The sequence below is a fragment of the Pandoraea sp. ISTKB genome, assembly GCF_001721285.1.
GTDB classification, from domain to species: domain Bacteria; phylum Pseudomonadota; class Gammaproteobacteria; order Burkholderiales; family Burkholderiaceae; genus Pandoraea; species Pandoraea capi.
On the sequence record NZ_MAOS01000061.1, the window covers coordinates 1 to 25489 of the forward strand.

The 25489-nt window shown below is 62.3% G+C and carries 21 protein-coding genes; 19 read left to right on the plus strand and 2 right to left on the minus strand.

Going from position 1 to position 25489, the window contains the following annotated elements:
* Positions 1 to 195: 195 nt before the first annotated feature.
* Positions 196 to 1524, minus strand: coding sequence for a C4-dicarboxylate transporter DctA (locus tag A9762_RS21780; protein ID WP_069344091.1), 1329 nt, complete (start codon positions 1522 to 1524; stop codon positions 196 to 198).
* Between the two features lie 495 nt (positions 1525 to 2019).
* Between A9762_RS21780 and A9762_RS21785 the strand changes: the two genes are divergently transcribed.
* The 8 genes from A9762_RS21785 (at position 2020) to A9762_RS21820 (ending at position 11977) form a co-directional block, all read left to right on the plus strand.
* The gene (locus A9762_RS21785; RefSeq protein WP_069344092.1) at positions 2020 to 2787 is read left to right on the plus strand and encodes an SDR family NAD(P)-dependent oxidoreductase; all 768 of its coding nucleotides are present in this window, start codon (positions 2020 to 2022) and stop codon (positions 2785 to 2787) included.
* A gap of 2 nt (positions 2788 to 2789) precedes the next feature.
* Positions 2790 to 4400 carry an alpha,alpha-trehalase TreF gene (treF, locus tag A9762_RS21790; RefSeq protein WP_371443160.1) on the plus strand — a complete coding sequence of 537 codons (1611 nt, stop codon included), beginning with the start codon at positions 2790 to 2792 and terminating at the stop codon, positions 4398 to 4400.
* A gap of 198 nt (positions 4401 to 4598) precedes the next feature.
* Positions 4599 to 5360 carry a FadR/GntR family transcriptional regulator gene (locus tag A9762_RS21795; RefSeq protein ID WP_069344093.1) on the plus strand — a complete coding sequence of 254 codons (762 nt, stop codon included), beginning with the start codon at positions 4599 to 4601 and terminating at the stop codon, positions 5358 to 5360.
* A gap of 195 nt (positions 5361 to 5555) precedes the next feature.
* On the plus strand, positions 5556 to 6701 hold the full coding sequence (carA, locus tag A9762_RS21800; RefSeq protein WP_069344094.1) for a glutamine-hydrolyzing carbamoyl-phosphate synthase small subunit: 1146 nt from the start codon (positions 5556 to 5558) through the stop codon (positions 6699 to 6701).
* Positions 6702 to 6746: 45 nt separating this feature from the next.
* Positions 6747 to 7415 (plus strand): leucine efflux protein LeuE, encoded by a 669-nt coding sequence (gene leuE / locus A9762_RS21805; RefSeq protein ID WP_069344095.1) that lies wholly within the window; start codon positions 6747 to 6749, stop codon positions 7413 to 7415.
* Positions 7416 to 7433: 18 nt separating this feature from the next.
* A complete protein-coding gene (gene carB / locus A9762_RS21810) occupies positions 7434 to 10676 on the plus strand; it encodes a carbamoyl-phosphate synthase large subunit (protein WP_069344096.1) in 3243 nt (1080 codons plus the stop codon).
* 325 nt (positions 10677 to 11001) lie between these two features.
* Positions 11002 to 11478 (plus strand): transcription elongation factor GreA, encoded by a 477-nt coding sequence (greA, locus tag A9762_RS21815; protein WP_069344097.1) that lies wholly within the window; start codon positions 11002 to 11004, stop codon positions 11476 to 11478.
* On the plus strand, positions 11462 to 11977 hold the full coding sequence (locus A9762_RS21820; RefSeq protein WP_069344098.1) for a DUF4149 domain-containing protein: 516 nt from the start codon (positions 11462 to 11464) through the stop codon (positions 11975 to 11977). Before greA ends, A9762_RS21820 begins: the two co-directional genes overlap by 17 nt.
* Positions 11978 to 12134: 157 nt before the next feature.
* On the opposite strand, the gene yhbY is transcribed toward A9762_RS21820, so the two are convergent.
* Positions 12135 to 12635, minus strand: a complete 501-nt coding sequence (gene yhbY, locus A9762_RS21825) for a ribosome assembly RNA-binding protein YhbY (protein ID WP_069344099.1) — start codon at positions 12633 to 12635, stop codon at positions 12135 to 12137.
* A 139-nt stretch (positions 12636 to 12774) separates the two neighbouring features.
* Between yhbY and A9762_RS21830 the strand changes: the two genes are divergently transcribed.
* The 11 genes from A9762_RS21830 to phoR all read left to right on the plus strand — a co-directional run bounded on the left by A9762_RS21830 (position 12775) and on the right by phoR (position 25399).
* Entirely contained in the window at positions 12775 to 13425 is a 651-nt protein-coding gene (locus A9762_RS21830; protein ID WP_069344100.1) for an RlmE family RNA methyltransferase, read from the plus strand.
* A 119-nt stretch (positions 13426 to 13544) separates the two neighbouring features.
* Positions 13545 to 15419, plus strand: coding sequence for an ATP-dependent zinc metalloprotease FtsH (gene ftsH / locus A9762_RS21835; protein ID WP_069344101.1), 1875 nt, complete (start codon positions 13545 to 13547; stop codon positions 15417 to 15419).
* Positions 15420 to 15886: 467 nt separating this feature from the next.
* Positions 15887 to 16666, plus strand: coding sequence for a dihydropteroate synthase (gene folP, locus A9762_RS21840; protein ID WP_240493677.1), 780 nt, complete (start codon positions 15887 to 15889; stop codon positions 16664 to 16666).
* 138 nt (positions 16667 to 16804) lie between these two features.
* Positions 16805 to 18148, plus strand: coding sequence for a phosphoglucosamine mutase (gene glmM, locus A9762_RS21845; protein WP_069344236.1), 1344 nt, complete (start codon positions 16805 to 16807; stop codon positions 18146 to 18148).
* Between the two features lie 435 nt (positions 18149 to 18583).
* The gene (pstS, locus tag A9762_RS21850) at positions 18584 to 19618 is read left to right on the plus strand and encodes a phosphate ABC transporter substrate-binding protein PstS (RefSeq protein WP_039397154.1); all 1035 of its coding nucleotides are present in this window, start codon (positions 18584 to 18586) and stop codon (positions 19616 to 19618) included.
* Positions 19619 to 19758: 140 nt separating this feature from the next.
* Positions 19759 to 20733: a phosphate ABC transporter permease PstC gene (pstC, locus tag A9762_RS21855; RefSeq protein ID WP_069344102.1), complete on the plus strand. Its 975-nt coding sequence runs from the start codon at positions 19759 to 19761 to the stop codon at positions 20731 to 20733.
* Positions 20734 to 20735: 2 nt separating this feature from the next.
* Positions 20736 to 21632 carry a phosphate ABC transporter permease PstA gene (gene pstA, locus A9762_RS21860; protein WP_039402682.1) on the plus strand — a complete coding sequence of 299 codons (897 nt, stop codon included), beginning with the start codon at positions 20736 to 20738 and terminating at the stop codon, positions 21630 to 21632.
* 69 nt (positions 21633 to 21701) lie between these two features.
* A complete protein-coding gene (pstB, locus tag A9762_RS21865; protein ID WP_039397158.1) occupies positions 21702 to 22484 on the plus strand; it encodes a phosphate ABC transporter ATP-binding protein PstB in 783 nt (260 codons plus the stop codon).
* A 21-nt stretch (positions 22485 to 22505) separates the two neighbouring features.
* The gene (phoU, locus tag A9762_RS21870) at positions 22506 to 23213 is read left to right on the plus strand and encodes a phosphate signaling complex protein PhoU (RefSeq protein WP_069344103.1); all 708 of its coding nucleotides are present in this window, start codon (positions 22506 to 22508) and stop codon (positions 23211 to 23213) included.
* 52 nt (positions 23214 to 23265) lie between these two features.
* The gene (gene phoB / locus A9762_RS21875) at positions 23266 to 23967 is read left to right on the plus strand and encodes a phosphate regulon transcriptional regulator PhoB (protein WP_010805263.1); all 702 of its coding nucleotides are present in this window, start codon (positions 23266 to 23268) and stop codon (positions 23965 to 23967) included.
* A gap of 91 nt (positions 23968 to 24058) precedes the next feature.
* A complete protein-coding gene (phoR, locus tag A9762_RS21880; protein WP_069344104.1) occupies positions 24059 to 25399 on the plus strand; it encodes a phosphate regulon sensor histidine kinase PhoR in 1341 nt (446 codons plus the stop codon).
* Positions 25400 to 25489 lie beyond the last annotated feature (90 nt).

The following is a 25489-nucleotide window of genomic DNA, read 5'->3' on the forward strand; positions in this document are numbered from 1 at the left end:
GCACCCAGACGCGGATCTGCCAGGTTGACGTAACGGCGCACGAATTCCGGTGCGTTCGGGTCTTGCGGGGCGAGGGCCATGTTGCGTTTGACTCCAGATAAAGGCGCCGACGCCGTCATACGCGGCGTCGGCTGAAAAGGCTTGTTTGTGCCACGAGGATCACGATTCCTCTAGTGATCCTCTCTGTTTTGCGATTCAGCGCGTCAGTGCCGCATTGGCAGGTGCCGCACCTTCGATAGCTTCGTCGGATGTCGCGACCGGTTCGTACGGCAGCACACCGTTGAGCACTTTGTGCGCTCGGGCAAAGTCGACATCTTTTTCCCATGCGGCCACGACGAGCGTCGCCACGCAGTTACCCAGCAGGTTGGTGATGGCCCGCGCGATCCCGACGAACCAGTCGACCGGCAGAATCAGGACGAGACCGATCACCGGGATGGCCGGAATGGCCGCGAGCGTCGCCGCGAGAATGACGATGGCCGATCCCGGAATGCCGTGCGCACCCTTGGACGTCAGCAGCGAGACGAGCACCACAAGGATCAGGTCATGCATGGACAACGGGGTATTGGTCGCCTGCGCAATGAAGATGACCGCCAGCGTCAGATAGATGGAGAAACCATCGAGGTTGAAGGAGTAGCCCGTCGGTACGACGAGGCCGACCGTCGATTTTTTGATCCCCATCCACTCCAGCTTGCGCATGATCGCGGGCAACACGGCGTCGGACGACGCCGTACCCAGCACGATCGACAATTCTTCGCGGAAGTATTTGATGAACTTGAAGATGTTGAAGCCCGCGAGCCGCAGCACGCCACCCAGCACGACGGTAACGAAGACGAAGCAGCTCAGATAGAACACGAGGACCAGCAAGCCCAGTTGTTTGAGCGACGACGCACCGTATTTGCCCGTGGTGAATGCCACAGCACCCAGCACGCCCAACGGTGCGAGACGGATGATGAAGGCCATCACGCGGAAGAAGACGTGACTCAGGTCTTCGATGAAACGCGCTACCGGCCGCCCCCGCTCACCCAACGCCGCCAACGCGCATCCGAACATGACGGAGAACACGAGAATTTGCAGGATGTCGCCCTTGGCGAACGCATCGGTAATGGTGTCGGGAATGATCTTCAGCAGGAAGCCCGCCGTGTCTTTCAGGCTCTTGGCGTTCTCGGCATAAGCCGCCATGGAACTGGCGTCGAGACTGCGGATGTCGATGTTCATGCCCGCACCCGGGCGCGTCACCCACGCCAGCACGGCACCAATCACCAGCGCGAAGGTGGTGATGATCTCGAAGTACAGAATGGCCTTGATACCCACACGGCCAACTTTGCGCAGATCGCCCGCGCTGGCCATACCGCTCACGACCACACAGAAGACGATCGGGCCGATCACCATCTTGATGAGCTTCAGAAAGCCATCGCCCAACGGACGCAATGACTCTCCCAACTGCGGAAACCAAATGCCAAGCGCTACACCCACTATCAACGCAATGACGACTCGGCCAAACAACGAACGAAACAGCTTGGGCATGGTTTGTCTCCTCTGCCTGCGCAAATCACTCTCTCGGATTTCGCGATCTCTAAATCGAATGGACTGCTCTCGGGGGCTGATTCTGTACGGCGGTACGGCGGAACTGCGACCTTGCAAGGCAACGGCATTCGGTTGCCAACACCCATATCGGACAGTGTATGCGGACAAGTCATACCGGTCTGACCAGTGATGTTATGGGGAATATTAGAAAGCCAATATAGTCCGGTCAAGATTTGTCTTTTGAGGGGAATCCCTAGGGTGACGAGATCCGTCGTCATGTCCCGCGAGCTTCGGGGGATTCGTGCGGAAGTCCTTGTTTTACTAGGTGAATCCGCTGCAATTCGTGTGAACTTCGCTTTCCTGCCCGGGGTCGCATTGGCATTGGGTGTCTTGTGGCGCGCATCGACATGACCGCCGAACTGCGCGCGGAAATGGGCGGTGTGGCACCGGCCAGGGCCCCCGAATCCGCCAATGCTTGTTCATCAGGGAGGCGTCATGCGAATGAAGGACACGGTGGTACTTGTCACCGGCAGTGCTCAGGGAATCGGACGCGCCATTGCCATCCGTCTCGCGCAGGAGGGGGCGCGCATCGTGGTGGAAGACCGGCTCGATAACGCGATGGCCGAACAGACGCTCGACGCCGTTCGGTCCGCCGGCAGCGACGGTTGTGTCATCGCCGGAGATGTCGGGCGTGTGGCCGATGACCGCGCGGTCGTCGAGCAGGCGGTCGCGCAAATGGGGCGCGTCGATGTGCTCGTCAATAACGCGGGTGTGGAGCGCCGTGCATCATTTCTCGATGTGACGGAGGCCGATTACGATCTGGTCATGAACGTCAATCTGAAAGGGGCGTTCTTTCTCACGCAAGCCTTCGTGCAACACCTGCGCGATACGAAGCGCGGCGGCCGGATCGTGAACGTCAGTTCGGTACACGAGGAGTTGCCGTTCCCCCATTTCACGAGCTACTGCGCGAGCAAAGGCGGCATGAAGATGATGATGCGCAATCTCGCCATCGAACTCGCGCCGCTCGGCATTACGGTGAATAACGTCGCACCCGGGGCCGTGGGCACGCCGATCAATCAGCAACTGCTGGCGAACAAGGCTCAACTCGATGCGCTCGTCGCGAATATCCCGCTCGCACGCCTCGCCGATCCCAGTGAAGTCGCCAATGCCGTGCTGTTCCTCGCGTCGCCGGAAGCGAGCTATGTGACGGGAACGACGCTGTTCGTCGATGGCGGCCTGCTGTGGAACTACGCGGAGCAATGATCATGAGGGACACGGCGCAACGCACACTCGCCTCCGGCGGTATGACGCCCGACGTCGCGCACTCGGCGCCCGCCGACGTCATGACTCCGGATGATCGTTATCGCGAACTGTTCGTCGCAGTGCAGTCGCAACGTGTCTTTCCCGACAGCAAGACGTTCGTGGATTGCGCGCCGCTGCTCGCTCCGGAGGAGATCCTGCGCCGCTATCGTGAAGATGCCGGCAAACCCGGCTTCGATCTGTCGCGATTCGTGGCGTCGTATTTCACGCTGGAGCGTACGCCGCCAAGCCACTACGTGGCCGACCCGTCGCAAGGGCTCGTCGAGCATATCGATGGGCTGTGGGACGTGCTCACGCGCCAGCCGGAGGCGCATCCGGCCGATAGCTCGCTGTTGCCGCTGCCGCGCGCCTATGTGGTGCCCGGCGGACGCTTTCACGAACTCTATTACTGGGATTCGTACTTCACGATGCTCGGGCTGGCCCGTAGCGGGCGCCATGATCTGCTCGTGAGCATGGCCGACAACTTCTCTTTTCTGATCGACACCTACGGCCATATTCCGAACGGTAACCGCACCTATTACCTGAGCCGATCGCAGCCGCCGATGTACGGGTTGATGGTCGAGCTTTTCGAATCGCATGGCGTGGCGCGCGCGCTGCGCTATCTGCCGCATTTACGTCGTGAGTACGACTACTGGATGGAGGGTGAGGCGTCGCTCAGGCCCGGCGAGGCTCACCGCCATCTCGTGCGATTGCCTGACGGCGCGCTCCTCAACCGCTATTGGGACGAGCGCGATACCCCGCGAGAGGAAGGGTATCTGGAAGACGTGACGACGGCGCTCGATGCGCCGCACCGTGCTGCGGGCGAGGTCTATCGGGATTTGCGTGCGGGCGCGGCGTCCGGCTGGGACTTCAGCTCGCGATGGCTCGAAGACGCGAGCGACCTGTCGTCGATCCGTACGACCGCCATCCTGCCCGTCGACCTGAACAGCTTTCTCTATGCCACCGAGCGCCATATCGCCCGGCTATGCGAAGCCGGTGGCGATGCGGATGGGGCGCAGGCGTTTGCGAAGCGCGCGCAGGCCCGGCGCGATGCCATGACCCGTTACCTCTGGTCCGATGCCGAGGGCGCTTTTCTCGATTACGACTGGGGACTCGGCGTGCCGCGTACGCAGTTGTCGGCGGCGCTGGCCGCGCCGTTGTTCGTGGGGCTCGCGTCGCCCGAGCAGGCGCATCGCTCGGCGAGCACGATAGCGACGCGTCTGCTGGCCGCCGGTGGACTGCGTACGACTGAGGCGTCCAGTCTTCAGCAATGGGATCCGCCCAACGGCTGGGCGCCGTTGCAGTGGATCGCCATTCATGGCCTGCGCAAGTACGGCGAGAACCGTCTGGCGAACGACATCGCCCATCGGTGGCTCTCTACCGTCGGCTCGCTCTACGCCCGCGAGAGCAAGCTGGTGGAAAAGTACTCGCTTCACACCAGCGACGCCATGAGCGCCAGCGGCGGTGGGGGCGGGGAGTACCCGCTGCAGGACGGCTTCGGCTGGACCAACGGCGTGGTACGCCGTCTGCTCGGCGATCATCCCGAGCATCATGCTCATCGGGTGAGGGCGGTTTAAGGAGTACGGAGGCAAAGGAGGGGGGGGCGCGTGACCGACGGCCTTACGGGCGTGATGAGCGTGACGGGCAGGGTTATGGGCCTCGGCCGGTGCCCCATGTCATGGGACTTTCCCGGCGGATGACGGTGGCTTCGCGTGAGGAGAAATTTGGCGTCGTACAATGCGCGATACGCATACCCGCATTCCCTGTGAGGCCCCATGAAGCACTCGGCGCATGCCGTAACCGACGCCGCCGTCGCCACGATTCGCGAGCGCATCGAACGTCAGGTCTATCCGGCCGGCGCGATGCTGCCCTCGCAACGCCAGCTCGCCGAGGAACTGGCAATCAGCCGCGCCTCGCTGCGTGAAGCCCTGTCGACGCTCGAAGCGCTCGGCATGGTCGCCATCCGGCCCGGCAAGGGCGTCTATGTGAACGACGCATCGGCGCGCATCGGCGTGGCATGGCGCTTCGCCGATCAGATTTCGCTCGCCGATACGTATCAGTTGCGCTACGCGCTCGAAGGCTTCGCGACCCGGCTCGCCGCGCTCGCCGCCAGCGCCACCGAGATCGAGTGGCTCACGGATAACGTGGAATCGATGAGGGCCGCACTGGTCGAGGGCGATGTCGATGCCGCCGCCCAGCTCGACTTCGCGTTCCATCTGCGCATCGTGGGTCTGGCCGGGAATGCGGCGATCGCCGACATTCTGCGCGGCAGCACGGAAATCGTGATGGAGAGCCAGCGCCTGCCGTTCTATCAGCGTGAGCTGGTGCTTTCCACCTATCATGAACATCTGGAGATCCTCGACGCCCTGCGCCGCCGCGACGGTGCCGCCGCAGGTGCCGCGATGGAGCGCCATATCGTGCTGGCGGCCCAGCGGGCGGGCATTCACTTCCCTATCCCCTCTGCGTATCCGTCTGCCGGCGGGCTTCCCCTTCGGGAGAACGCAGAGCGTACTGGTGCCCCACACGTTCAGCTTTGAGATGAACCGGAAATGCGCTATACTTTGAAGGTTTTAGTCATTTAACCCTCACCCTAGCGCCTACCCGCCTGACATCTCGTCCGCCGCCCGAGCATCCGCTGTGCGCATATTCCGCGCAATTCCGGTGCCCGCGCTGATGTCATCGCTAGCGGACGATGAGGCTGGCAGCAGGGGTGAACCCTTCAGGAGTTTCCCGTGCTGCCGTCATTCCCACCCGCCATTCTCGCGCTCGCTGACGGCACGGTCTTTCGTGGGTACGCCATCGGCGCTGCCGGTCACACCATCGGTGAAGTGGTCTTCAACACGGCCATTACCGGCTATCAGGAAATCCTCACCGACCCGAGCTATGCGCGCCAGATCGTCACGCTGACGTATCCGCACATCGGCAACACGGGCGTCAACGGTGAAGACGTCGAAGCCACGAAAGTCCATGCCGCCGGCCTGATCATCAAGGATCTGCCGATCCTCGACTCGAATTTCCGCGCCGACAAGACGCTGTCGCAGTACCTGAAGGACGAAGGCGTTGTCGCCATCGCCGGCATCGACACGCGCCGTCTGACCCGAATCCTGCGTGACAAGGGCGCCCAGAACGGCTGCATCCTCGCCGGTGAAGAAGCCGACGAAGCCAAGGCCATCGCGCTCGCGCAATCGTTCCCCGGCCTCACCGGCATGGACCTCGCCAAGGTCGTCTCCACCACGGAAACTTATTCGTGGACGCAGACGGAATGGCGTCTGGGCGAAGGCTACGGTGAGCAGAAGGATCCGAAGTTCCACGTGGTCGCGCTCGACTACGGCGTCAAGCGCAACATCCTGCGCATGCTCGCCGAACGCGGCTGCAAGGTCACGGTGCTGCCCGCCCAAAGCTCGGCCGACGACGTGTTCGCCCTGAACCCGGACGGCGTGTTCCTCTCGAACGGCCCCGGCGACCCCGAGCCGTGCGATTACGCCATCGCCGCGACGAAGACTTTCCTCGAGCGCCGCATTCCGACCTTCGGCATCTGCCTCGGCCACCAGATCATGGGCCTGGCCGTCGGCGCGAAGACCCTCAAGATGAAGACCGGTCACCACGGTGCCAACCACCCGGTGAAGGACCTCTCGACGGGCCGCGTCGTGATCACGTCGCAGAACCACGGTTTCGCGGTGGACGCGAACAGCCTGCCGGAAAACGCGCGCGTCTCGCACGTCTCGCTGTTCGACGGCACGCTGCAAGGCTTCGAACTGACGGACCGTCCGGCATTCTGCTTCCAGGGTCACCCGGAAGCGTCGCCCGGCCCGCACGACATCGGCTATCTGTTCGACCGCTTCGTGCAGTCGATGGCCGACGCGAAGCAGCCGGCGTAAGCCGTCGCACGACGAGATCAGGAAATAGGTAAGGGAACGCGCATCATGCTCGGAAACTCCATCGGCATCCTCAACCTCTGGACCTATCTGGCCGGGGTCGTGGTGGTCATTCTGCTGCCGGGACCGAACTCGCTCTACGTGCTGGCCGTTGCCGCACAGCGCGGTGTTCGTCAGGGGTATGCAGGCGCATGCGGCGTGTTCCTCGGCGACACCATCCTCATGACGCTGTCGGCGGCCGGTGTGGCGTCGTTGCTGCACGCGCAGCCGGCGCTGTTCTTCGTGGTGAAGTACCTCGGCGCTGCCTATCTCTGCTGGATGGGCCTGAACATGCTGCGCGGGGCCATCGCCAACGCGCGCGCCGCGCGAGCCAATCCGGAGGCGGCGGCGCTGGCGCCGAAGCACGTCGATGCGGATCACCCGTTCAAACGAGCGTTGTTCATCAGCCTGTTGAATCCGAAAGCGATCCTGTTCTGCGTGTCGTTTTTCATCCAGTTCGTCGATCCGGGCTACGCCTATCCCGCCGTGTCGTTTGCGGTGCTGGGCGTGATCGTGCAGACGTGCAGTTTCCTGTATCTGAGCACGCTGATCCTGGCCGGTTACCGCCTGGCCGAGCACTTCCGGCAACGTCGCCGGTTGAGCGCCGGGGCAACCGGCGGCGTGGGCGCGTTGTTCGTCGGCTTCGGTGTGAAGCTCGCGACCGCGACGCTGAGTTAAATTTTTGTTGAGAACGTTATGCCAAAGCGCACAGACATCAAGAGCATCCTCATCATCGGCGCCGGCCCGATCATCATCGGTCAGGCATGCGAGTTCGACTATTCCGGCGCACAGGCCTGCAAGGCGCTGCGCGAGGAAGGCTACAAGGTCATCCTGATCAACAGCAACCCTGCCACGATCATGACCGACCCGGATACGGCCGATGTGACCTACATCGAGCCGATTACCTGGGAAGTCGTCGAGCGCATCATCGCCAAGGAGCGCCCGGATGCCATTCTCCCGACGATGGGCGGCCAGACCGCGCTGAACTGCGCGCTGGACCTGCACCGTCACGGCGTGCTCGACAAGTACAAGGTCGAGCTGATCGGCGCATCGCCGGAAGCCATCGACAAGGCCGAAGACCGTCAGAAGTTCAAGGACGCGATGACCAAGATCGGTCTCGGTTCGGCCAAGTCGGGTATCGCCCACTCGATGGAAGAAGCGCTCGCCGTGCAGGCGCAGATCATGGCCGATATCGGCGGCAGCGGTTACCCGATGGTGATCCGCCCGTCGTTCACGCTGGGCGGCTCGGGCGGTGGTATCGCCTACAACCGCGAAGAATTCGAAGAGATCTGCAAGCGCGGTCTCGACCTCTCGCCCACGCGCGAACTCCTCATCGAAGAGTCGCTGCTCGGCTGGAAGGAATTCGAGATGGAAGTCGTGCGCGACCGCGCCGATAACTGCATCATCGTCTGCTCGATCGAAAACCTCGACCCGATGGGCGTGCACACGGGCGACTCGATCACCGTGGCGCCCGCACAGACGCTCACGGACAAGGAATACCAGCTGCTGCGTAACGCATCGCTCGCCGTCCTGCGCGAAATCGGTGTGGAAACGGGCGGCTCGAACGTCCAGTTCTCGATCAATCCGAAGGACGGCCGCATGGTCGTCATCGAAATGAACCCGCGTGTGTCGCGCTCGTCGGCACTGGCCTCGAAGGCCACCGGCTTCCCGATCGCGAAGGTCGCGGCCAAGCTGGCCGTCGGCTACACGCTCGACGAGCTGCGTAACGAAATCACCGGTGGCGCTACCCCGGCTTCGTTCGAGCCGACCATCGACTACGTCGTGACCAAGGTGCCGCGTTTCGCGTTCGAGAAGTTCCGCGAAGCCGATGCACGCCTGACCACGCAGATGAAGTCGGTCGGTGAAGTGATGGCCATGGGCCGCACGTTCCAGGAATCGTTCCAGAAGGCCATGCGCGGTCTGGAAGTCGGTGTGGACGGTCTGGACGAAAAGTCGACCGACCGCGACGAAATCGTGGCCGAAATTGGCGAGCCGGGCCCGGACCGTATTTGGTACGTGGGCGACGCGTTCCGTCTGGGCATGAGCCTGGAAGAGGTGTATGCCGAGACCGCCATCGATCCGTGGTTCCTCGCGCAGCTCGAAGCGATCGTCAAGAAGGAAAAGGCGCTCGGCGGCCGTACGCTGGAGAGCCTGACGACCGAAGAACTCCGCTTCCTCAAGCAAAGCGGTTTCTCGGATCGCCGTCTGGCCAAGCTGCTCGGTACCGATCAGACCGCCGTGCGCCGCGCACGTATCGCCCAGAAGGTGCGCCCGGTCTACAAGCGCGTGGATACCTGCGCTGCCGAATTCTCGACGAACACGGCTTACATGTACTCGACCTACGAGGAAGAGTGCGAAGCCCAGCCGACCGACAAGAAGAAGATCATCGTGCTCGGCGGCGGCCCGAACCGTATCGGTCAGGGTATCGAGTTCGACTACTGCTGCGTGCACGCGGCGCTGGCGCTGCGTGAAGACGGGTACGAGACCATCATGGTCAACTGCAACCCGGAAACCGTCTCGACGGACTACGACACGTCGGATCGCCTGTACTTCGAGCCGGTGACGCTCGAAGACGTGCTCGAAATCGTCGACCTCGAAAAGCCGGTTGGCGTGATCGTGCAATACGGCGGTCAGACGCCGCTGAAGCTCGCGCTCGACCTCGAAGCGAACGGCGTGCCCATCATCGGCACGAGCCCGGACATGATCGACGCCGCAGAAGACCGCGAGCGTTTCCAGAAGCTGCTGCAGGACCTCGGTCTGCGTCAGCCGCCTAACCGTACGGCCCGTGCCGAAGACGAAGCCCTGAAGCTGGCTGCCGAAATCGGTTACCCGCTGGTGGTGCGTCCGTCGTACGTGCTGGGCGGTCGTGCGATGGAAATCGTTCACGAGCCGCGTGATCTCGAGCGCTACATGCGCGAAGCCGTCAAGGTGAGCCACGACAGCCCGGTGCTGCTCGACCGCTTCCTGGACGACGCCATCGAGTGCGACGTCGACTGTATTTCTGACGGCAAGGACGTCTACATCGGCGGCGTGATGGAGCACATCGAACAGGCAGGCGTCCACTCGGGTGACTCGGCTTGCTCGCTGCCGCCGTACTCGCTGTCGGCTGAGACGATTGCCGAACTCAAGCGTCAGACGGCCGAAATGGCCAAGGCGCTGAACGTGGTCGGTCTGATGAACGTGCAGTTCGCGATTCAGCAGGGCAACGGTGTCGACACGATCTACGTGCTGGAAGTGAACCCGCGTGCGTCGCGTACGGTGCCGTACGTCTCGAAGGCCACGGGGCGCCAGCTCGCCAAGATCGCCGCCCGTGCGATGGCCGGCCAGTCGCTCACGTCGCAAGGCGTGGGTGGTGAAGTCGTGCCGCCGTACTACAGCGTCAAGGAAGCCGTGTTCCCGTTCGTGAAGTTCCCGGGCGTCGACCCGGTGCTCGGACCGGAAATGCGTTCGACGGGCGAAGTGATGGGCGTGGGCCGTACGTTCGGCGAAGCGCTCTTCAAGTCGCAACTGGCTGCCGGTTCGCGTCTGCCGGCTTCGGGCACGGTGCTGCTCACGGTGAAGGATGCCGACAAGCCGCGCGCGGTCGAAGTGGCTCGCATGCTGCATGCGCTGGGTTACCCGATCGTCGCGACGCGTGGCACGGCTGCGGCCATCGAAGCGGCCGGTATCCCGGTGCGCGTGGTCAACAAGGTGAAGGACGGCCGTCCGCACATTGTCGACATGATCAAGAACGGCGAGATCGCGCTGGTGTTCACCACCGTGGACGAAACGCGCACGGCGATCGCCGATTCGCGCTCGATCCGTATGTCGGCGCAGGCGCATAAGGTCACGTATTACACGACGATCTCGGGTGCCCGTGCCGCCGTGGAAGGCCTGAAGTATCTGCAAAACCTCGAGGTTTATGACCTTCAGGGACTGCACGCTCAACTGCCGGCGTAATTCAACGAACTCGATGAATTCGACGGTAGATTGATGCGGTACGCCCGGAGCGGCCGGCTGTTACGGCGGCTCCGGGGGAAAACGCAAAATCATGGCGCGTCCGCCGGGGAACTGATCTCCGTCGGACGCGCCAAATGCTTTAAGCATGTGTGAAATGCGCTTCGTCTGTGGCATGGCGCCGCGCGGCCGGTCCTCCGGTTGGCAGCGTCGGCAACTCTGCTACACTAGCGCAACATAGGTGTCACAGCCGCGGTCGAGCGGCGTTCGCAAAAAGTGCGAATGCGGCTTAGCTGCGGCAATTTTTTTGTCTTTCGGAACAACGCGCATGAGTACCATTCCTCTGACCAAGCGAGGCGCTGAGCTGCTCAAGGACGAGCTGCACCGCCTGAAGACCGTCGAACGTCCGAACGTGATCACTGCGATTGCTGAAGCCCGTGCGCAGGGCGATCTGTCGGAAAACGCGGAGTACGACGCCGCGAAGGAAAAGCAGGGTTTCATCGAAGGTCGCATCCTCGATCTCGAGTCGAAGCTCTCGGCAGCACAGATCATCGACCCGTCGGCGCTCGACGCCGAAGGTCGTGTGGTCTTTGCCGCAACCGTGGAACTCGAAGACCTCGAGAACGGCGGCACGGTGCAGTATCAGATCGTCGGCGACGACGAAGCTGACCTGGAGCACGGCAAGATTTCGGTGAGCTCGCCGATCGCCCGTGCATTGATCGGTAAGTACGCAGGCGATGTGGCCGAAGTGCAGGCCCCGAGCGGCGTGCGTGAGTACGAGATCATCGATGTCCGCTACGTCTGAAGTGACGTCTGTCGGCGGTGTGCCCCGGCTGGAACGACTGTTCCGTCTGATTGCGACCGTCTGGTGCGGAAGTCAGTGGGCGATCGGCTACATCGTTGCCCCCACGCTGTTCGCCGTGCTGGAGTCACGCATGGTTGCCGGCACGGTCGCGGGGCGGTTGTTTCACACGCAAGCCTGGATCAGTCTGGTGTGTGGCGTGCTGCTGGTGTGGCTGGCGACGGCGCTGATTTCGCGCTCGGCCGATGCCTCGGTCGCTCGTAGCTATCGCGTGCTGCGCTGGCTGGCGGTGGCGATGATGGTCTGCGTGCTGATCAGCTCGTTCGGCTTGCAACCGTTCATGGCGTCGCTGCGGGAACAGGCGGAAGCGTCGGGCGTCGATATCGGCCAATCGGCTTACGCGGCGCGCTTCGGTATGCTTCACGGCATTTCCAGCGGTATCTACCTGCTGCAAAGCCTGCTCGGCATTGCGCTGATCTGGCGTCAGCCGGTGCGCGGCTAAATGCCGCAGGCGGTAGCGGATAGCGGCAGCAGGTGATTTGCCCGCACCGTTGCCTCGACCAATAAAAAACGCGCCCGACAATGTCAGGGCGCGTTTTCTTGAGCGCTGGCGGATGGTGTGACATCCGCCGCTCGCGACGCAGTCGTTGCGCAGGCGTTTAGTCGTTACGCTGGCGCTTGACGCTGGTCTGGCGCTTCTTGGCGCGCTTGACGATGCCACCGGCGGTCATGCGTTCGTTGCCGGCAACCGTCACTTTCTTGACGGTCGGGCGACGTCCGGCATTGGTGCTGCTCTTGACGACCGTCACGGTGCGCGGTGCGCGTCCCTTGACCGTGGTGCCGGTGCCGCCGGATTTGCCGCGAACCGGCATCGGCTTTTCGTCCGGCGTCTCGCGATACAGAACGAGCAGCTTGCCGATGTGTTGCACCGGCGCTGCGCCCAACTGGTCGCAGATGGATTCGTAAATAGCCACGCGCGCGTCGCGTTCGTCGCCGAACACACGCACCTTGATCAGTTCGTGGGCCTTCAGGGCGCCGTCGATTTCCTTGAGCACCGCCGGCGTCAAGCCGTCGGCGCCGATCAGAACGACGGGATTCAGCGCATGGGCGGCAGAGCGCAAGTCGGCGCGTTGCGCCGGGGTCAGGGTCAAAGCGGGCATAGAAGACAGACGAGACAAACGAGTTAGGATGCGCCCGCAAACCCGGGCCGGAGCGTCGGAAGCGATCGCCGGCCGACTAAGGGATTTTGGGCGCGCAAGGGCGTATTATCCTGCAAATTCGCAGTGTTTTTGAAGAATTATGGCAAAAAACCGTTTCAACCACGCGTGGTTGCACGATCACATCAACGATCCCTACGTCAAAATGGCGCAGCGCGAGGGCTATCGGGCCCGCGCAGCCTATAAGCTCAAGGAGATCGACGAGCAGGACCGGCTCATCAAGCCCGGCCAGGTGATCGTCGACCTGGGCTCGACACCCGGTAGCTGGAGCCAGTACGCCCGTAACAAGCTGGCGGCGGGCAAGCGTGTCGACGGCGGCATCGACGGCACGATTATCGCGCTGGATATCCTGCCGATGGACCCGATAGCCGACGTCCACTTCCTCCAGGGCGACTTCCGGGAGGACAGCGTTCTCGAGCAGCTCGAAGAAATTGTGGCCGGGCGCAAAGTCGACCTTGTAGTTTCCGATATGGCCCCCAACTTGTCCGGTGTGGCGTCGGCCGATGCAGCGCGGATCGAGCATTTATGCGATCTGGCGCTGGATTTTGCACAGCGACACCTGAAACCGGAAGGAGCGTTACTGGTCAAATGTTTTCACGGCAGTGGCTATAGCCAGATTGTCGAAAAATTCAAACACCAGTTCAAAACCGTGGCGCCGCGCAAGCCAAAGGCGTCGCGGGACAAATCTTCCGAAACGTTCATTCTGGGTCGGGGTTTGAAAAATCCGGCTTGATGCCCGTCAAACCAGCGCACTGGCGCTATGGTGGCGGTAGAGAATCACTATAGCGGTGCGCCTGCGAGTGGATTAGAATGAATTCCTGGCGCGAAGCGATTTCATGAAGGAGCAACGCTTTGAACAATAATATGTTTTCCAAAGCGGCGGTGTGGTTAGTCATCGCGCTGGTCTTGTTTACTGTTTTTAAACAGTTCGACAAGCCGCACGTCCAGGAGGGCGTGACGTACTCCCAGTTCATGGACGATGCCAAGAACGGCAAGATCAAGAACGTGGTGGTGCAGGGGCGCAGCCTTCAGGTGACGCCCAGCGACGGCCAGAAATACACCATCGTGTCGCCTGGCGACATCTGGATGGTCGGCGATCTCATGAAGTACGGCGTTCAGGTCTCGGGTAAGGCCGACGACGAACCGAACGTGCTCATGTCCGCCCTCTACTATCTCGGACCCACGTTGCTGATCATCGGCTTCTGGTTCTACATGATGCGACAGATGCAGGGCGGGGGTAAGGGCGGTGCCTTCTCCTTCGGTAAATCCCGCGCGCGCCTCATCGACGAGAATGCCAATCCGGTCACCTTTGCCGACGTCGCGGGCTGCGATGAAGCCAAATATGAAGTCGGCGAACTGGTCGACTTCCTGAAAGACCCTCAGAAATTCCAGAAGCTGGGCGGCCGTATCCCCCGTGGTGTGCTGCTCGTCGGCCCGCCGGGAACCGGTAAGACCCTGCTCGCACGTGCCATTGCCGGCGAAGCCAAGGTTCCGTTCTTCAGCATCTCGGGTTCGGACTTCGTGGAAATGTTCGTCGGCGTGGGCGCTGCCCGTGTGCGCGACATGTTCGAAAACGCGAAGAAGCAGTCGCCGTGTATCGTGTTCATCGACGAAATCGACGCGGTCGGCCGTCATCGTGGCGCCGGTATGGGCGGCGGTAACGACGAGCGCGAGCAGACGCTGAACCAGATGCTGGTCGAGATGGACGGTTTCGAAGCCAACTCGGGCGTGATCGTGATTGCCGCGACCAACCGCTCGGACGTGCTCGACAAGGCGCTGCTGCGTCCGGGCCGTTTCGACCGTCAGGTCTACGTCGGTCTGCCGGATATCCGCGGCCGCGAACAGATCCTGAAGGTGCACCTGCGTAAGGTGCCGATCGCCAACGACGTCGACGCTTCGGTGATCGCCCGCGGCACGCCGGGTATGTCCGGTGCCGATCTGGCGAACCTCGTGAACGAAGCCGCATTGTTCGCCGCGCGCCGTAACAAGCGCATCGTCGAAATGCTCGACTTCGAAGACGCGAAGGACAAGATCTTCATGGGTCCGGAGCGCAAGTCGGCAGTGATGCGCGACGAAGAGCGCCGTGCCACGGCTTACCACGAGTCGGGTCACGCGGTGGTGGCAATGCTGCTGCCGGGCGCCGATCCGGTGCACAAGGTGACGATCATCCCGCGTGGTTGGGCACTTGGCCTGACGATGCAGTTGCCGGAGCACGACAAGTACTCGGAATACCGCGACACGATGCTCACGCAGATCGCCATTCTGTTCGGCGGCCGTGCAGCGGAAGAGGTGTTCATCAACAAGATGTCGACGGGCGCGTCGAACGACTTCGAGCGTGCTACCAAGCTGGCTCGTGACATGGTGACCCGCTACGGTATGTCGGACGCACTGGGCCCGATGGTCTACGTCGACACGGAGCAGGATTCGATGTTCGGTCGCATGTCTTCCAAGTCGGTGTCGGAAGCGACGCAACAGAAGGTCGACACGGAAGTTCGCCGTATTCTTGACGAACAGTACGCGCTGGCCAAGAAGCTGCTGGAAGACAACCGCTCGAAGGTCGAGTCGATGACCGAAGCCCTGATGGAATGGGAAACGATTGACGGCGAGCAAATCGGCGACATCATGGAAGACCGTCCGCCGCGCCCGCCGAAGGGTGGCCCGACGAACGGCGGCGCTTCGGGTGGCAACCCGCCGCTCAAGCCCAGCAATACCCCGGCGACCGTCTGACGGACGCCAAGGCAGCCGAGAGGCTGCCGCCCAGAAAGGCCGGCATCTTGCCGGCCTTTTTGCTTTCTGGCGGGGCTTCAGGGCGATGAGGCGCGACCGGGACGCTCAAAGTCGGCGCTCAGGCCTTGCAATGCATCTCGTTCACGACCGTGAATTTCCGTGTTACGGAGTGTTTCCGTGGTCGATGTGACAGTCGATTCCGGTAACATTACGGCCATAAAGGCGTCCGTCACCGCGGACGCGTCGCGCCCGGACTGGCTTGCCCGTTCGGGCCGCCATATGGGTCTTATTGAGCTACGAGCTTTCGAATGTCCACCGAGCAGTCGCAATCCCTTCCTCCTTCCACCCCGGGCGCGGCACCGGCAGACGACATCGTCTTGCCGGCGGGCGCTGCCGACGTTGCCGCACCGCCCGATACCTGGGCGCTCGGTCCCCGCTTTACGCTGGATGCCCGCCGGGTACACGTCATGGGCATTCTGAATGTGACGCCCGACTCGTTTTCCGACGGCGGGAAGTACGTTGCGCGTGACGAGGCGCTGCGCCATGCCGAGCAACTGATTGCCGACGGCGCAGACATTCTCGATATCGGCGGCGAATCGACCCGCCCGGGCGCGGAAGCGTTGCCGGAGGATGCTGAACTGGAGCGCGTCGTCCCCATCGTCGAAGCGCTGCGCGATTGCGGCGTGCCGCTCTCCGTCGACACCTACAAGCCCGGTGTGATGCGCGCCGTGCTGGCTGCCGGGGCCGACATGATCAACGACATCTGGGGCTTCCAGCAGCCGGGCGCGATCGATGCCGTGCGCGAGAGCGACGCCGCCCTGTGCATCATGCACATGCTGAACGACCCGAAGACGATGCAGCGCGCACCGATCTATACGGACGTCGTCACCGAAGTCGCCGCCTTCCTCGATGGTCGTGTAGACGCGCTGCTCGCCGCAGGTGTTGCGCCGTCGCGTCTGTACCTCGATCCGGGATTCGGCTTTGGCAAGAATCTCGCTCATAATCTCGCCTTGCTCAAACATCTGCGGGTGCTGTCGCGCGATGGACTGCCGCTGCTCGTTGGCATGTCGCGAAAGCGCATGCTTGGCGAAATCACGGGACGTCAGACGCCGCAGGAGCGCCAGGTGGCAAGTGTTGCGGCTGCGATCTGCGCCGCTCAGCGCGGTGCGGCCATCGTACGGGTGCACGACGTCGCCGAGACGGTTGATGCGCTCAAGGTCTGGCAGGCCGTGCGGGACGCCGACTGAGACGTCCGTCACCGATCTACGGCTAAGGCTGCTGCTTTGGCAGCACGAGGCACACAAAGCACGACAAAGAACGCATAAATGGATGCGCGCGCACGGAACGTCAACTGGCGCGACGCTTCAACTGGGAACGATGCAACGATGAAACGACGCTATTTTGGGACCGATGGGATTCGCGGAACGGTAGGCGAGAGCCCCATTACGCCGGAATTCGTGCTGCGGCTGGGATACGCGGCCGGACGTGTGCTGGCAGGCAATCAGACGCTGGGGCGTCCCACGGTATTGATCGGCAAGGACACGCGTGTCTCGGGTTACATGCTCGAAGCCGCACTGGAAGCCGGTTTCGCGGCAGCAGGCGTCGACACCATGCTGGCCGGGCCGATGCCGACGCCGGCAGTCGCCTACCTGACCCGGGCATTGCGTCTGGCCGCAGGCGTCGTGATCAGCGCATCGCACAATCCGTACCACGACAACGGCATCAAATTCTTCTCGGCAGACGGTAACAAACTGCCGGACCAGACCGAACTGGCGATCGAGGCCGAGCTTGAAAATCCGATGACCTGCGTGCGTTCCGAGCAACTCGGCAAGGCGCGTCGTCTGGACGACGCTGCGGGTCGCTACATCGAATTCTGCAAGAGCACGTTCCCGAACGACTTCGACCTGCGTGGCATGAAGATCGTGGTCGATTGCGCCAATGGCGCGGCGTACCACATCGCGCCGCACGTCTTCCACGAGCTGGGTGCGGAAGTCATTGCCATCGGCAATCAGCCCAACGGCTTCAACATCAATGAAGACTGCGGCGCCACCGCTCCGGACGCACTCATGCGCGCCGTGCGGGCCAACCACGCCGACCTCGGCGTAGCGCTCGACGGCGATGCCGACCGCCTTCAGATCGTGGACGGCGCAGGCCGTCTCTATAACGGCGACGAACTGCTGTATCTGCTGGTCAAGGACCGTCTGGACAATGGCGGCGTAGCGGGTGCCGTGGGCACGCTGATGACCAATATGGCGGTCGAAGTCGCGCTCAAGGGATTGGGCGTGCCGTTCGTGCGCGCCAAGGTCGGCGACCGCTACGTGCTGGAGCAGTTGTACAAGCACGGCTGGCAGATCGGTGCCGAGGGGTCCGGCCACATTCTTTGTCTAGACAAGCACACCACGGGAGACGGTATCGTCTCGGCCCTTCAGGTGCTCGCCGCCATTCGCCGCGCGGACAACAAGCCGCTCGCGAAGCTGCTCGAAGGGGTGCGTCTGTTCCCGCAGCACATGATCAACGTGCGCACGCCGGCCGGTTACGATTGGCAGGCCGATAAGCGTTTGAGCGCCGAGCGCGAGGCCATTGAGGCCAAGCTCGGCGATGCCGGCCGCGTGCTGATTCGCGCGTCGGGCACCGAGCCGGTGCTGCGCGTGATGGTGGAGGCGCGCGACGAGTCGCAGGCATCCGGCTTCGCACAGCATCTGGCGAACGTCGTCAAAGCGGCTGCGTGATGCTGATGTAAGGCGCGCGCCTGAGTTGTACCCTCCGGCGACGTCTGTCCAGACGTCGCCACATCCCTCCCAACGTACCTGTCTACAACCCTCCCACGATGGTAATCGGCATCGCCAGGCGTTCACATTTGTGACAACCGCCTGAGCTTCGTCGGTGGATTTCCGACACCGTTTCGTCACTGTCACATCGCTGACACAGGCCGAAATTGAGGGTTGCCAACGCCCTGATTTCATTGGGATCACTCCGAAACCCGCGCCAATTCTGGATCTCTTTGAAAATCGGGTTCGTCCGGTAACTCGCATGCAATATGACGATTCCGAGACGACTCCATGACATTCCGGTTGTGAGCTTTCGAAAATGACACATTACTGTCACATTCGGAATCTATTCTTCGAGCCATCCACACGCTGTACCACACCAACTCGGAGAGATCCATGAAGCTGATGAAGACTGCGATTGCCGGCCTGGCTGGCGTTCTGTTCGCCGCTGGCGCGATTGCGGGCGAGATTACGGGCGCTGGCAGCACGTTCGCCGCACCGATCTACACCAAGTGGGCTGACGCCTATCAGAAGTCGACCCAGAACAAGGTCAACTACCAAGGCATCGGTTCGTCGGGCGGCATCAAGCAGATCCAGGCCAAGACCGTCGATTTCGCCGGCTCGGACGCTCCGCTGACCGATGAAGAACTCGCCAAGCAAGGCCTGTTCCAGTTCCCGACGGTGGTTGGCGGCATCGTGCCGGTGATCAACGTGCCGGGCGTGAAGGCTGGCGAACTCGTCCTGTCGGGCGAAGTGCTGGGCGACATCTACCTGGGCAAGATCAAGAAGTGGAACGACCCGGCCATCGCCAAGCTGAACCCGAAGGCCAAGCTGCCGGACACCGACATCGCCGTGGTTCGCCGCGCCGACGGTTCGGGCACCAGCTTCGTGTTCACGAACTACCTGTCGAAGGTCAACGCCGAGTGGAAGAGCAAGGTCGGCGAAGGCACCACGGTCAACTGGCCGACGGGTACGGGCGGCAAGGGTAACGACGGCGTCGCTGCCTTCGTGCAACGTCTGCCGGGCGCTATCGGCTACGTGGAATCGGCCTACGCCAAGCAGAACAAGCTGACGTACACGGCACTGACGAACGCCGACGGCAAGACCGTCGAGCCGACCGCCAAGACGTTTGCCGCTGCCGCTGGCAAGGCTGAATGGTCGAAGACGTTCTACCAGATCCTGACGAACGAGAAGGGTGCCGATTCGTGGCCGATCGTGGCTGCCACGTTCGTGCTGGTGCATCAGAAGGCTGATGCCGGCAAGGAAGCGCAAAGCGCCGACGTGCTCAAGTTCTTCGACTGGTCGTTCAAGAACGGCGCCCAGACGGCTCAAGAGCTCGACTACATCTCGCTGCCGGAAGATGTCCTGAAGCAGATCCGTGCTGGCTGGAAGGCGAAGGTTGCCGAGTCGGCCGCCAAGGCTGGCGTCTAAAGCGCCCAGCAATGAGGCCCCTGGCAATGCGATGCCGCGTTGTCAGGTGCTTTGATACCGGCAACACCCGCGCCGCCTGTTCCGAAGCCCGAAGCATGATCTGGCAACGGCTGGCGGCGCGCTCACGCTGAGACGACATCATGGCAGAAGCCACCAGCCCCCTCGCAACACCAGGCGCACAGCGCGCTCCGTCTTCCGTTGGCGACGTGCTCTTCGCGCTGCTCACCCGCGCCGCCGCCCTCATTACACTGCTGTTGCTCGGTGGCATCATTGTGTCGCTGATCATCAGCGCGCTGCCGTCGATCGAGAAGTTTGGCTTCGCCTTTCTGTGGACGAAGGAATGGGATCCTCCCGCAGAACAATTCGGCGCGCTCGTGCCCATCTACGGCACGATCGTCACGTCGGTCATCGCCCTGATCATTGCGGTGCCGGTGAGCTTCGGCATCGCCCTGTTTTTGACTGAACTCTCGCCCGTGTGGCTGCGCCGTCCGCTCGGCACCGCCATCGAGCTGCTCGCCGCCATTCCGAGTATCGTCTACGGGATGTGGGGCCTGCTGGTCTTCGCCCCGATCTTCAGCCAGTACTTCCAGAAGCCGCTGGGCGCGCTGCTCGGCAACGTGCCGATCATCGGCGCACTGTTCCAGGGCCCGCCGCTCGGCATCGGTATCCTGCCCGCCGGCGTGATCCTCGCGATCATGATCATTCCCTACATCGCCTCGGTCATGCGCGACGTGTTCGAAGTCACGCCCGTGCTGCTCAAGGAGTCGGCCTACGGTATCGGCTGCACGACCTGGGAAGTGATGTGGCGCGTGGTGTTGCCCTTCACGAAGACGGGCGTCATCGGCGGCATCATGCTGGGCCTCGGCCGTGCGCTCGGCGAGACGATGGCCGTCACATTCGTGATCGGTAACACGAACCTGCTCGACAACATCTCGCTGTTTTCGCCGGGTAACAGCATCACCTCGGCACTCGCGAACGAATTCGCCGAAGCCGGTCCGGGCCTGCATACGGCGGCCCTGATGGAACTCGGCCTGATCCTGTTCTTCATCACCTTTGTGGTGCTGGCGCTGTCCAAGTTCATGCTGCTGCGCCTCGAGAAAAGCGAAGGTAAATAATGATGACCCAACAAGCGCTCGAATTGGAAACGCCTGCCGTGAAGCCCACCGACGCCTTTACCCGCGTGCGTCTGCAGGCGTATCGCCGCCGCAAGAACATGTTCGCGATCGCCATGTCGCTCGCGGCCATGGCTTTCGGTCTGATCTGGTTGCTGTGGATTCTCTACACCACGCTCTCGCTGGGCATCGGCGGCCTGTCGCTGTCGCTGTTCACCGAAATGACCCCGCCGCCGAACACGGCAGGCGGCGGTCTGGCCAACGCCATCGCCGGCAGTCTGGTGATGGTCGGTGTGGCCACGCTGGTCGGCACGCCGCTGGGTATTCTGGCCGGTGTGTATCTGGCGGAGTACGGTCAGAAGTCGTGGCTCGCGAGCATCACGCGATTCATCAACGACATTCTGCTCTCGGCGCCGTCGATCGTGATCGGTCTGTTCGTCTACGCGCTGGTCGTGGCGCAGATGGGTCACTTCTCGGCATGGGCGGGCATCATCTCGCTCGCGCTGTTGCAGATCCCCATCGTGATCCGTACCACGGAGAACATGCTCAAGCTGGTACCGAACAACCTGCGTGAAGCGGCGTTCGCGCTGGGCACGCCGAAGTGGCGAATCATCGTGAAGATCACGTTGAAGGCGTCCATTGCCGGGATCGTGACGGGCGTGCTGCTGGCGGTGGCGCGTATCGCGGGTGAGACGGCGCCGCTGCTGTTCACGGCGCTCTCGAACCAGTTCTGGTCGCTGAACCTGAACCAGCCGATGGCCAACCTGCCGGTCACCATCTTCAAATTTGCCATGAGCCCGTTTGCCGAGTGGCAGTCGCTTGCCTGGGCGGGCGTATTCATCATCACCCTCGGGGTGCTGTTCCTGAACATTCTGGCGCGCACGCTGTTTGCCAAGAAGTAAAGGCAAAGCCACACGGCGCCGCGCGACATAACGCCAAGTTAAACGCATACCTGAAGGTTGAGACAGACCATGACGAACCCGACGCAAGAAATCAAGCTGCCCTCGAAGATTGAAGTCAAGAACCTGAACTTCTTCTACGACAAGTACCACGCGCTCAAGAACATCAACCTGCGCATTCCCGACCGTAAGGTGACGGCCTTCATCGGCCCGTCGGGTTGCGGCAAGTCGACGCTGCTGCGCACGTTCAACAAGATGTACGCCCTGTATCCGGAGCAACGCGCCGAGGGCGAGATCAACATGGATGGTGAGAACCTGCTCACCGCCAAGCAGGACATCGCGCTGCTGCGCGCGAAGGTCGGCATGGTATTCCAGAAGCCGACGCCGTTCCCGATGTCGATTTACGACAACATCGCTTTCGGCGTGCGTCTGTTCGAAAAGCTCTCGCGCTCGGAAATGGATGACCGCGTGGAGTGGGCGCTGACCAAGGCGGCGCTGTGGAGCGAAGTCAAGGACAAGCTGCAACAGTCGGGCTACGGCCTGTCGGGCGGTCAGCAACAGCGTCTGTGCATCGCGCGCGGTATCGCGATTCGTCCGGAAGTCCTGCTGCTCGACGAACCGTGCTCGGCGCTCGACCCGATTTCCACTGGCCGCATCGAAGAGCTGATCGCTGAACTCAAGGACGATTACACGGTGGTGATCGTGACCCACAACATGCAGCAGGCTGCGCGTTGCTCGGACTTCACCGCCTACATGTACCTGGGCGAGCTGATCGAATTCGGCGAGACCGAGAAGATCTTCATCAAGCCGGACCGTAAAGAGACCGAAGACTACATCACCGGCCGTTTCGGTTGATGCCACGAGGAAACCCGCGACATGAACGATAAACACCTTTCCAGCCAGTTCGATTCCGACCTGAATCAGGTTTGCTCGCGCGTCCTCGAAATGGGCGGCGTGGTCGAGTCCCAGATCGTCACGGCGATGCAGGGCCTGAACACGTTCGACCGCACGCTGGTCGACGAAGTGATCGCCAACGAGCATCGTCTGAACACGTTGGAAGTCGAGATCGACGAAGAGTGCAGCAAGATCATCGCCCGCCGTCAGCCGACCGCGCGCGACCTGCGTCTGCTGCTCTCGATCTCGAAGACCATCACGAACCTCGAGCGTGCCGGCGACGAAGCCGAAAAGATCGCCAAGCGTACCCGTCACCTGCTGGAAGACGGCGCTGCGCAGAGCGTGAATTTCGCCGAAATCAAGCTCTCGGGCGACATGGCTGCACAATTGCTGCGCCGCACGCTCGACGCGTTTGCGCGTCTGGATATCGTGGCCGCCGCCGAGATCGTGCGCGACGACAAGGCCATCGACAATGAATTTCGCGGCTTCGTGCGAAAATTGGTGACGTACATGATGGAAGACCCGCGGACCATCTCCGCAGGCCTCGACTTCCTGTTCATCGCCAAGGCCATCGAGCGTATCGGCGACCATGCGAAGAACATCGCCGAATTCATCATTTACATTGTCAAAGGCACCGACGTCCGGCACATTTCGCGCGAAGACTTGCAGCGCAAAGTGCAGGGCGAGTAAGACCGATAAGGCAAAAGACGCCTGACATTACTGAAGGTTTGAGAGGGAACCGATGCCTAGCAGCATTCTGATCGTGGAAGACGAGCCGGCGATTTCCGAGCTGATCTCCGTTAATCTGCAACACGCGGGTCACTATCCGATCCGGGCGTACAACGCGGAGCAGGCGCTCACGTTGATCAGCGACGTCCTGCCGGATCTCGTTCTGCTCGACTGGATGTTGCCGGGCAAGTCGGGCGTGACGTTCGCGCGTGAGCTGCGCGCGAACGAGCGCACCAAGCACGTGCCGATCATCATGCTCACCGCACGCAGCGAGGAGCAGGACAAGGTGATGGGCCTGGAGATCGGTGCAGATGACTACGTCACCAAGCCGTTCTCGCCGAAGGAACTGATGGCGCGTATCAAGGCAGTGCTGCGCCGTCGCGCGCCGCAGCTGACCGAGGACGTGGTGAGCGTGAACGGCCTGAAGCTGGACCCGGCCACGCATCGCGTGACGAGCCACCAGTCGAGCGGCGACATCAAGCTCGATCTCGGCCCGACGGAATTCCGTCTGCTGCACTTCTTCATGACGCATCCGGAGCGCGTGCACAGCCGCTCGCAGTTGCTCGATCAGGTGTGGGGCGATCACGTATTCGTCGAAGAGCGTACGGTGGACGTCCATATCAAGCGCCTTCGCGCCGCGCTCAAGCCGGCCGGGCACGATGCTATGATCGAGACCGTACGCGGCAGCGGCTATCGTCTGACGAAGTCGGTCTGAACTCCCACGAGTCGCGCCCAGTCGACACCTGCCGAGCCAATGCCGCTCCCACCCGCCGGGTGACGAGCGGCAATATTTCTGTGCATCGTCTATGAATATCATCTGGGCCCGTGCGCTGGCGTTCCTGATCCTGCAAGCCGCCATTTCGGTGGCCATCGGCTGGATATTCGGCGCGAGCGCAGGCTACGTCACCGCGATCGTCCTGCTGGTGATACAGCTCTGCTTCAACGTGTATCACGCCCAGCGCTTATGGCGCCTGCTCGAGGCGCCGGTCTACGGCGAAGTGCCGAGCGCCATCGGGTTGTGGGGCGAAATCTACTACCGGCTGCACAAGCTGGCCAAACGCTGGCATAACCAGGTCAAGCAGGTGGAACAACAGCACGCACGCTTCATTCAGGCGATCCAGGCATCGCCCAACGGCGTGATCATGCTCGACGAACAAAATCAGATCGAGTGGTGCAACGCGATCGCCGAGACGCATTTCGGCATCGACGCCAAGCGCGATCTGCGTCAACAGATCACCCATCTCCTGCGCACACCGGCCTTCGTGCACTACCTGTCCTCCGAACGCTACGACGAGGCGCTGCTCATGCATCACATGGGCGAGAAGCGCAACAACGTGCTGTCGATGCAGGTGTTCCCGTATGGCGACAACCGCAAGCTGATCATCTCGCTGGACGTCACCGATCTCGAGCGCACCGACGCGATGCGCCGCGATTTCGTGGCCAACGTCTCGCATGAACTCAAGACGCCGCTCACGGTGCTGTCAGGCTTTCTGGAAACCGTTGGCGAGCTGCCGCTGTCGCCGGACGAGATCCAGCGCTACGTCGAGATCATGCGTCAGCAGGCCGGGCGTATGCAGAACATCGTGAACGATCTGCTCACGCTGGCGAAGCTCGAAGGCAGCGGCAAGCCGCCGTCTGACGACCGGATCGACATGGGCATGCAGATGCGCTCCCTGCGCGGCGACGCGGAAGGGCTCTCGCAGGGGCAGCATGTGATCGAAGTGACGGGCGCCGAAGGCGTCGATCTGCGCGGCGCCGAGGGCGAGTTGCACAGCGCCTTCAGCAACCTCGTGAGCAACGCCGTGCGTTATACGCCGCAGGGCGGCAAGATCCGTATCGAATGGGGGCCGACGAGCGACGGCGGCGCGCGGTTTGCCGTGATCGACTCCGGTCTGGGCATTCCGGCCGAGCACATCCCGCGCCTGACCGAGCGTTTCTATCGCATCGATCGCAGCCGTTCCCGCGATACCGGCGGCACCGGTCTGGGGCTGGCCATCGTCAAGCACGTGCTCACGCGTCACCAGGCGGATTTGCGCGTGACGAGCGAGGAAGGGCGCGGCAGCACGTTCGCCATCCATTTCCCGCCGACGCGCGTGGTGCATCGGGCGCCGGTCGATACGCCGTCGCAGGTGTCGGTGAACGACTAAATTCCGCAGAGCCAGTCGTAGAGAAGGCGCTCGATCTGACGGTCGAGCGCCTTTTTTTGATGGTGAGGGCTGGCGGGACGGCGCAACGGG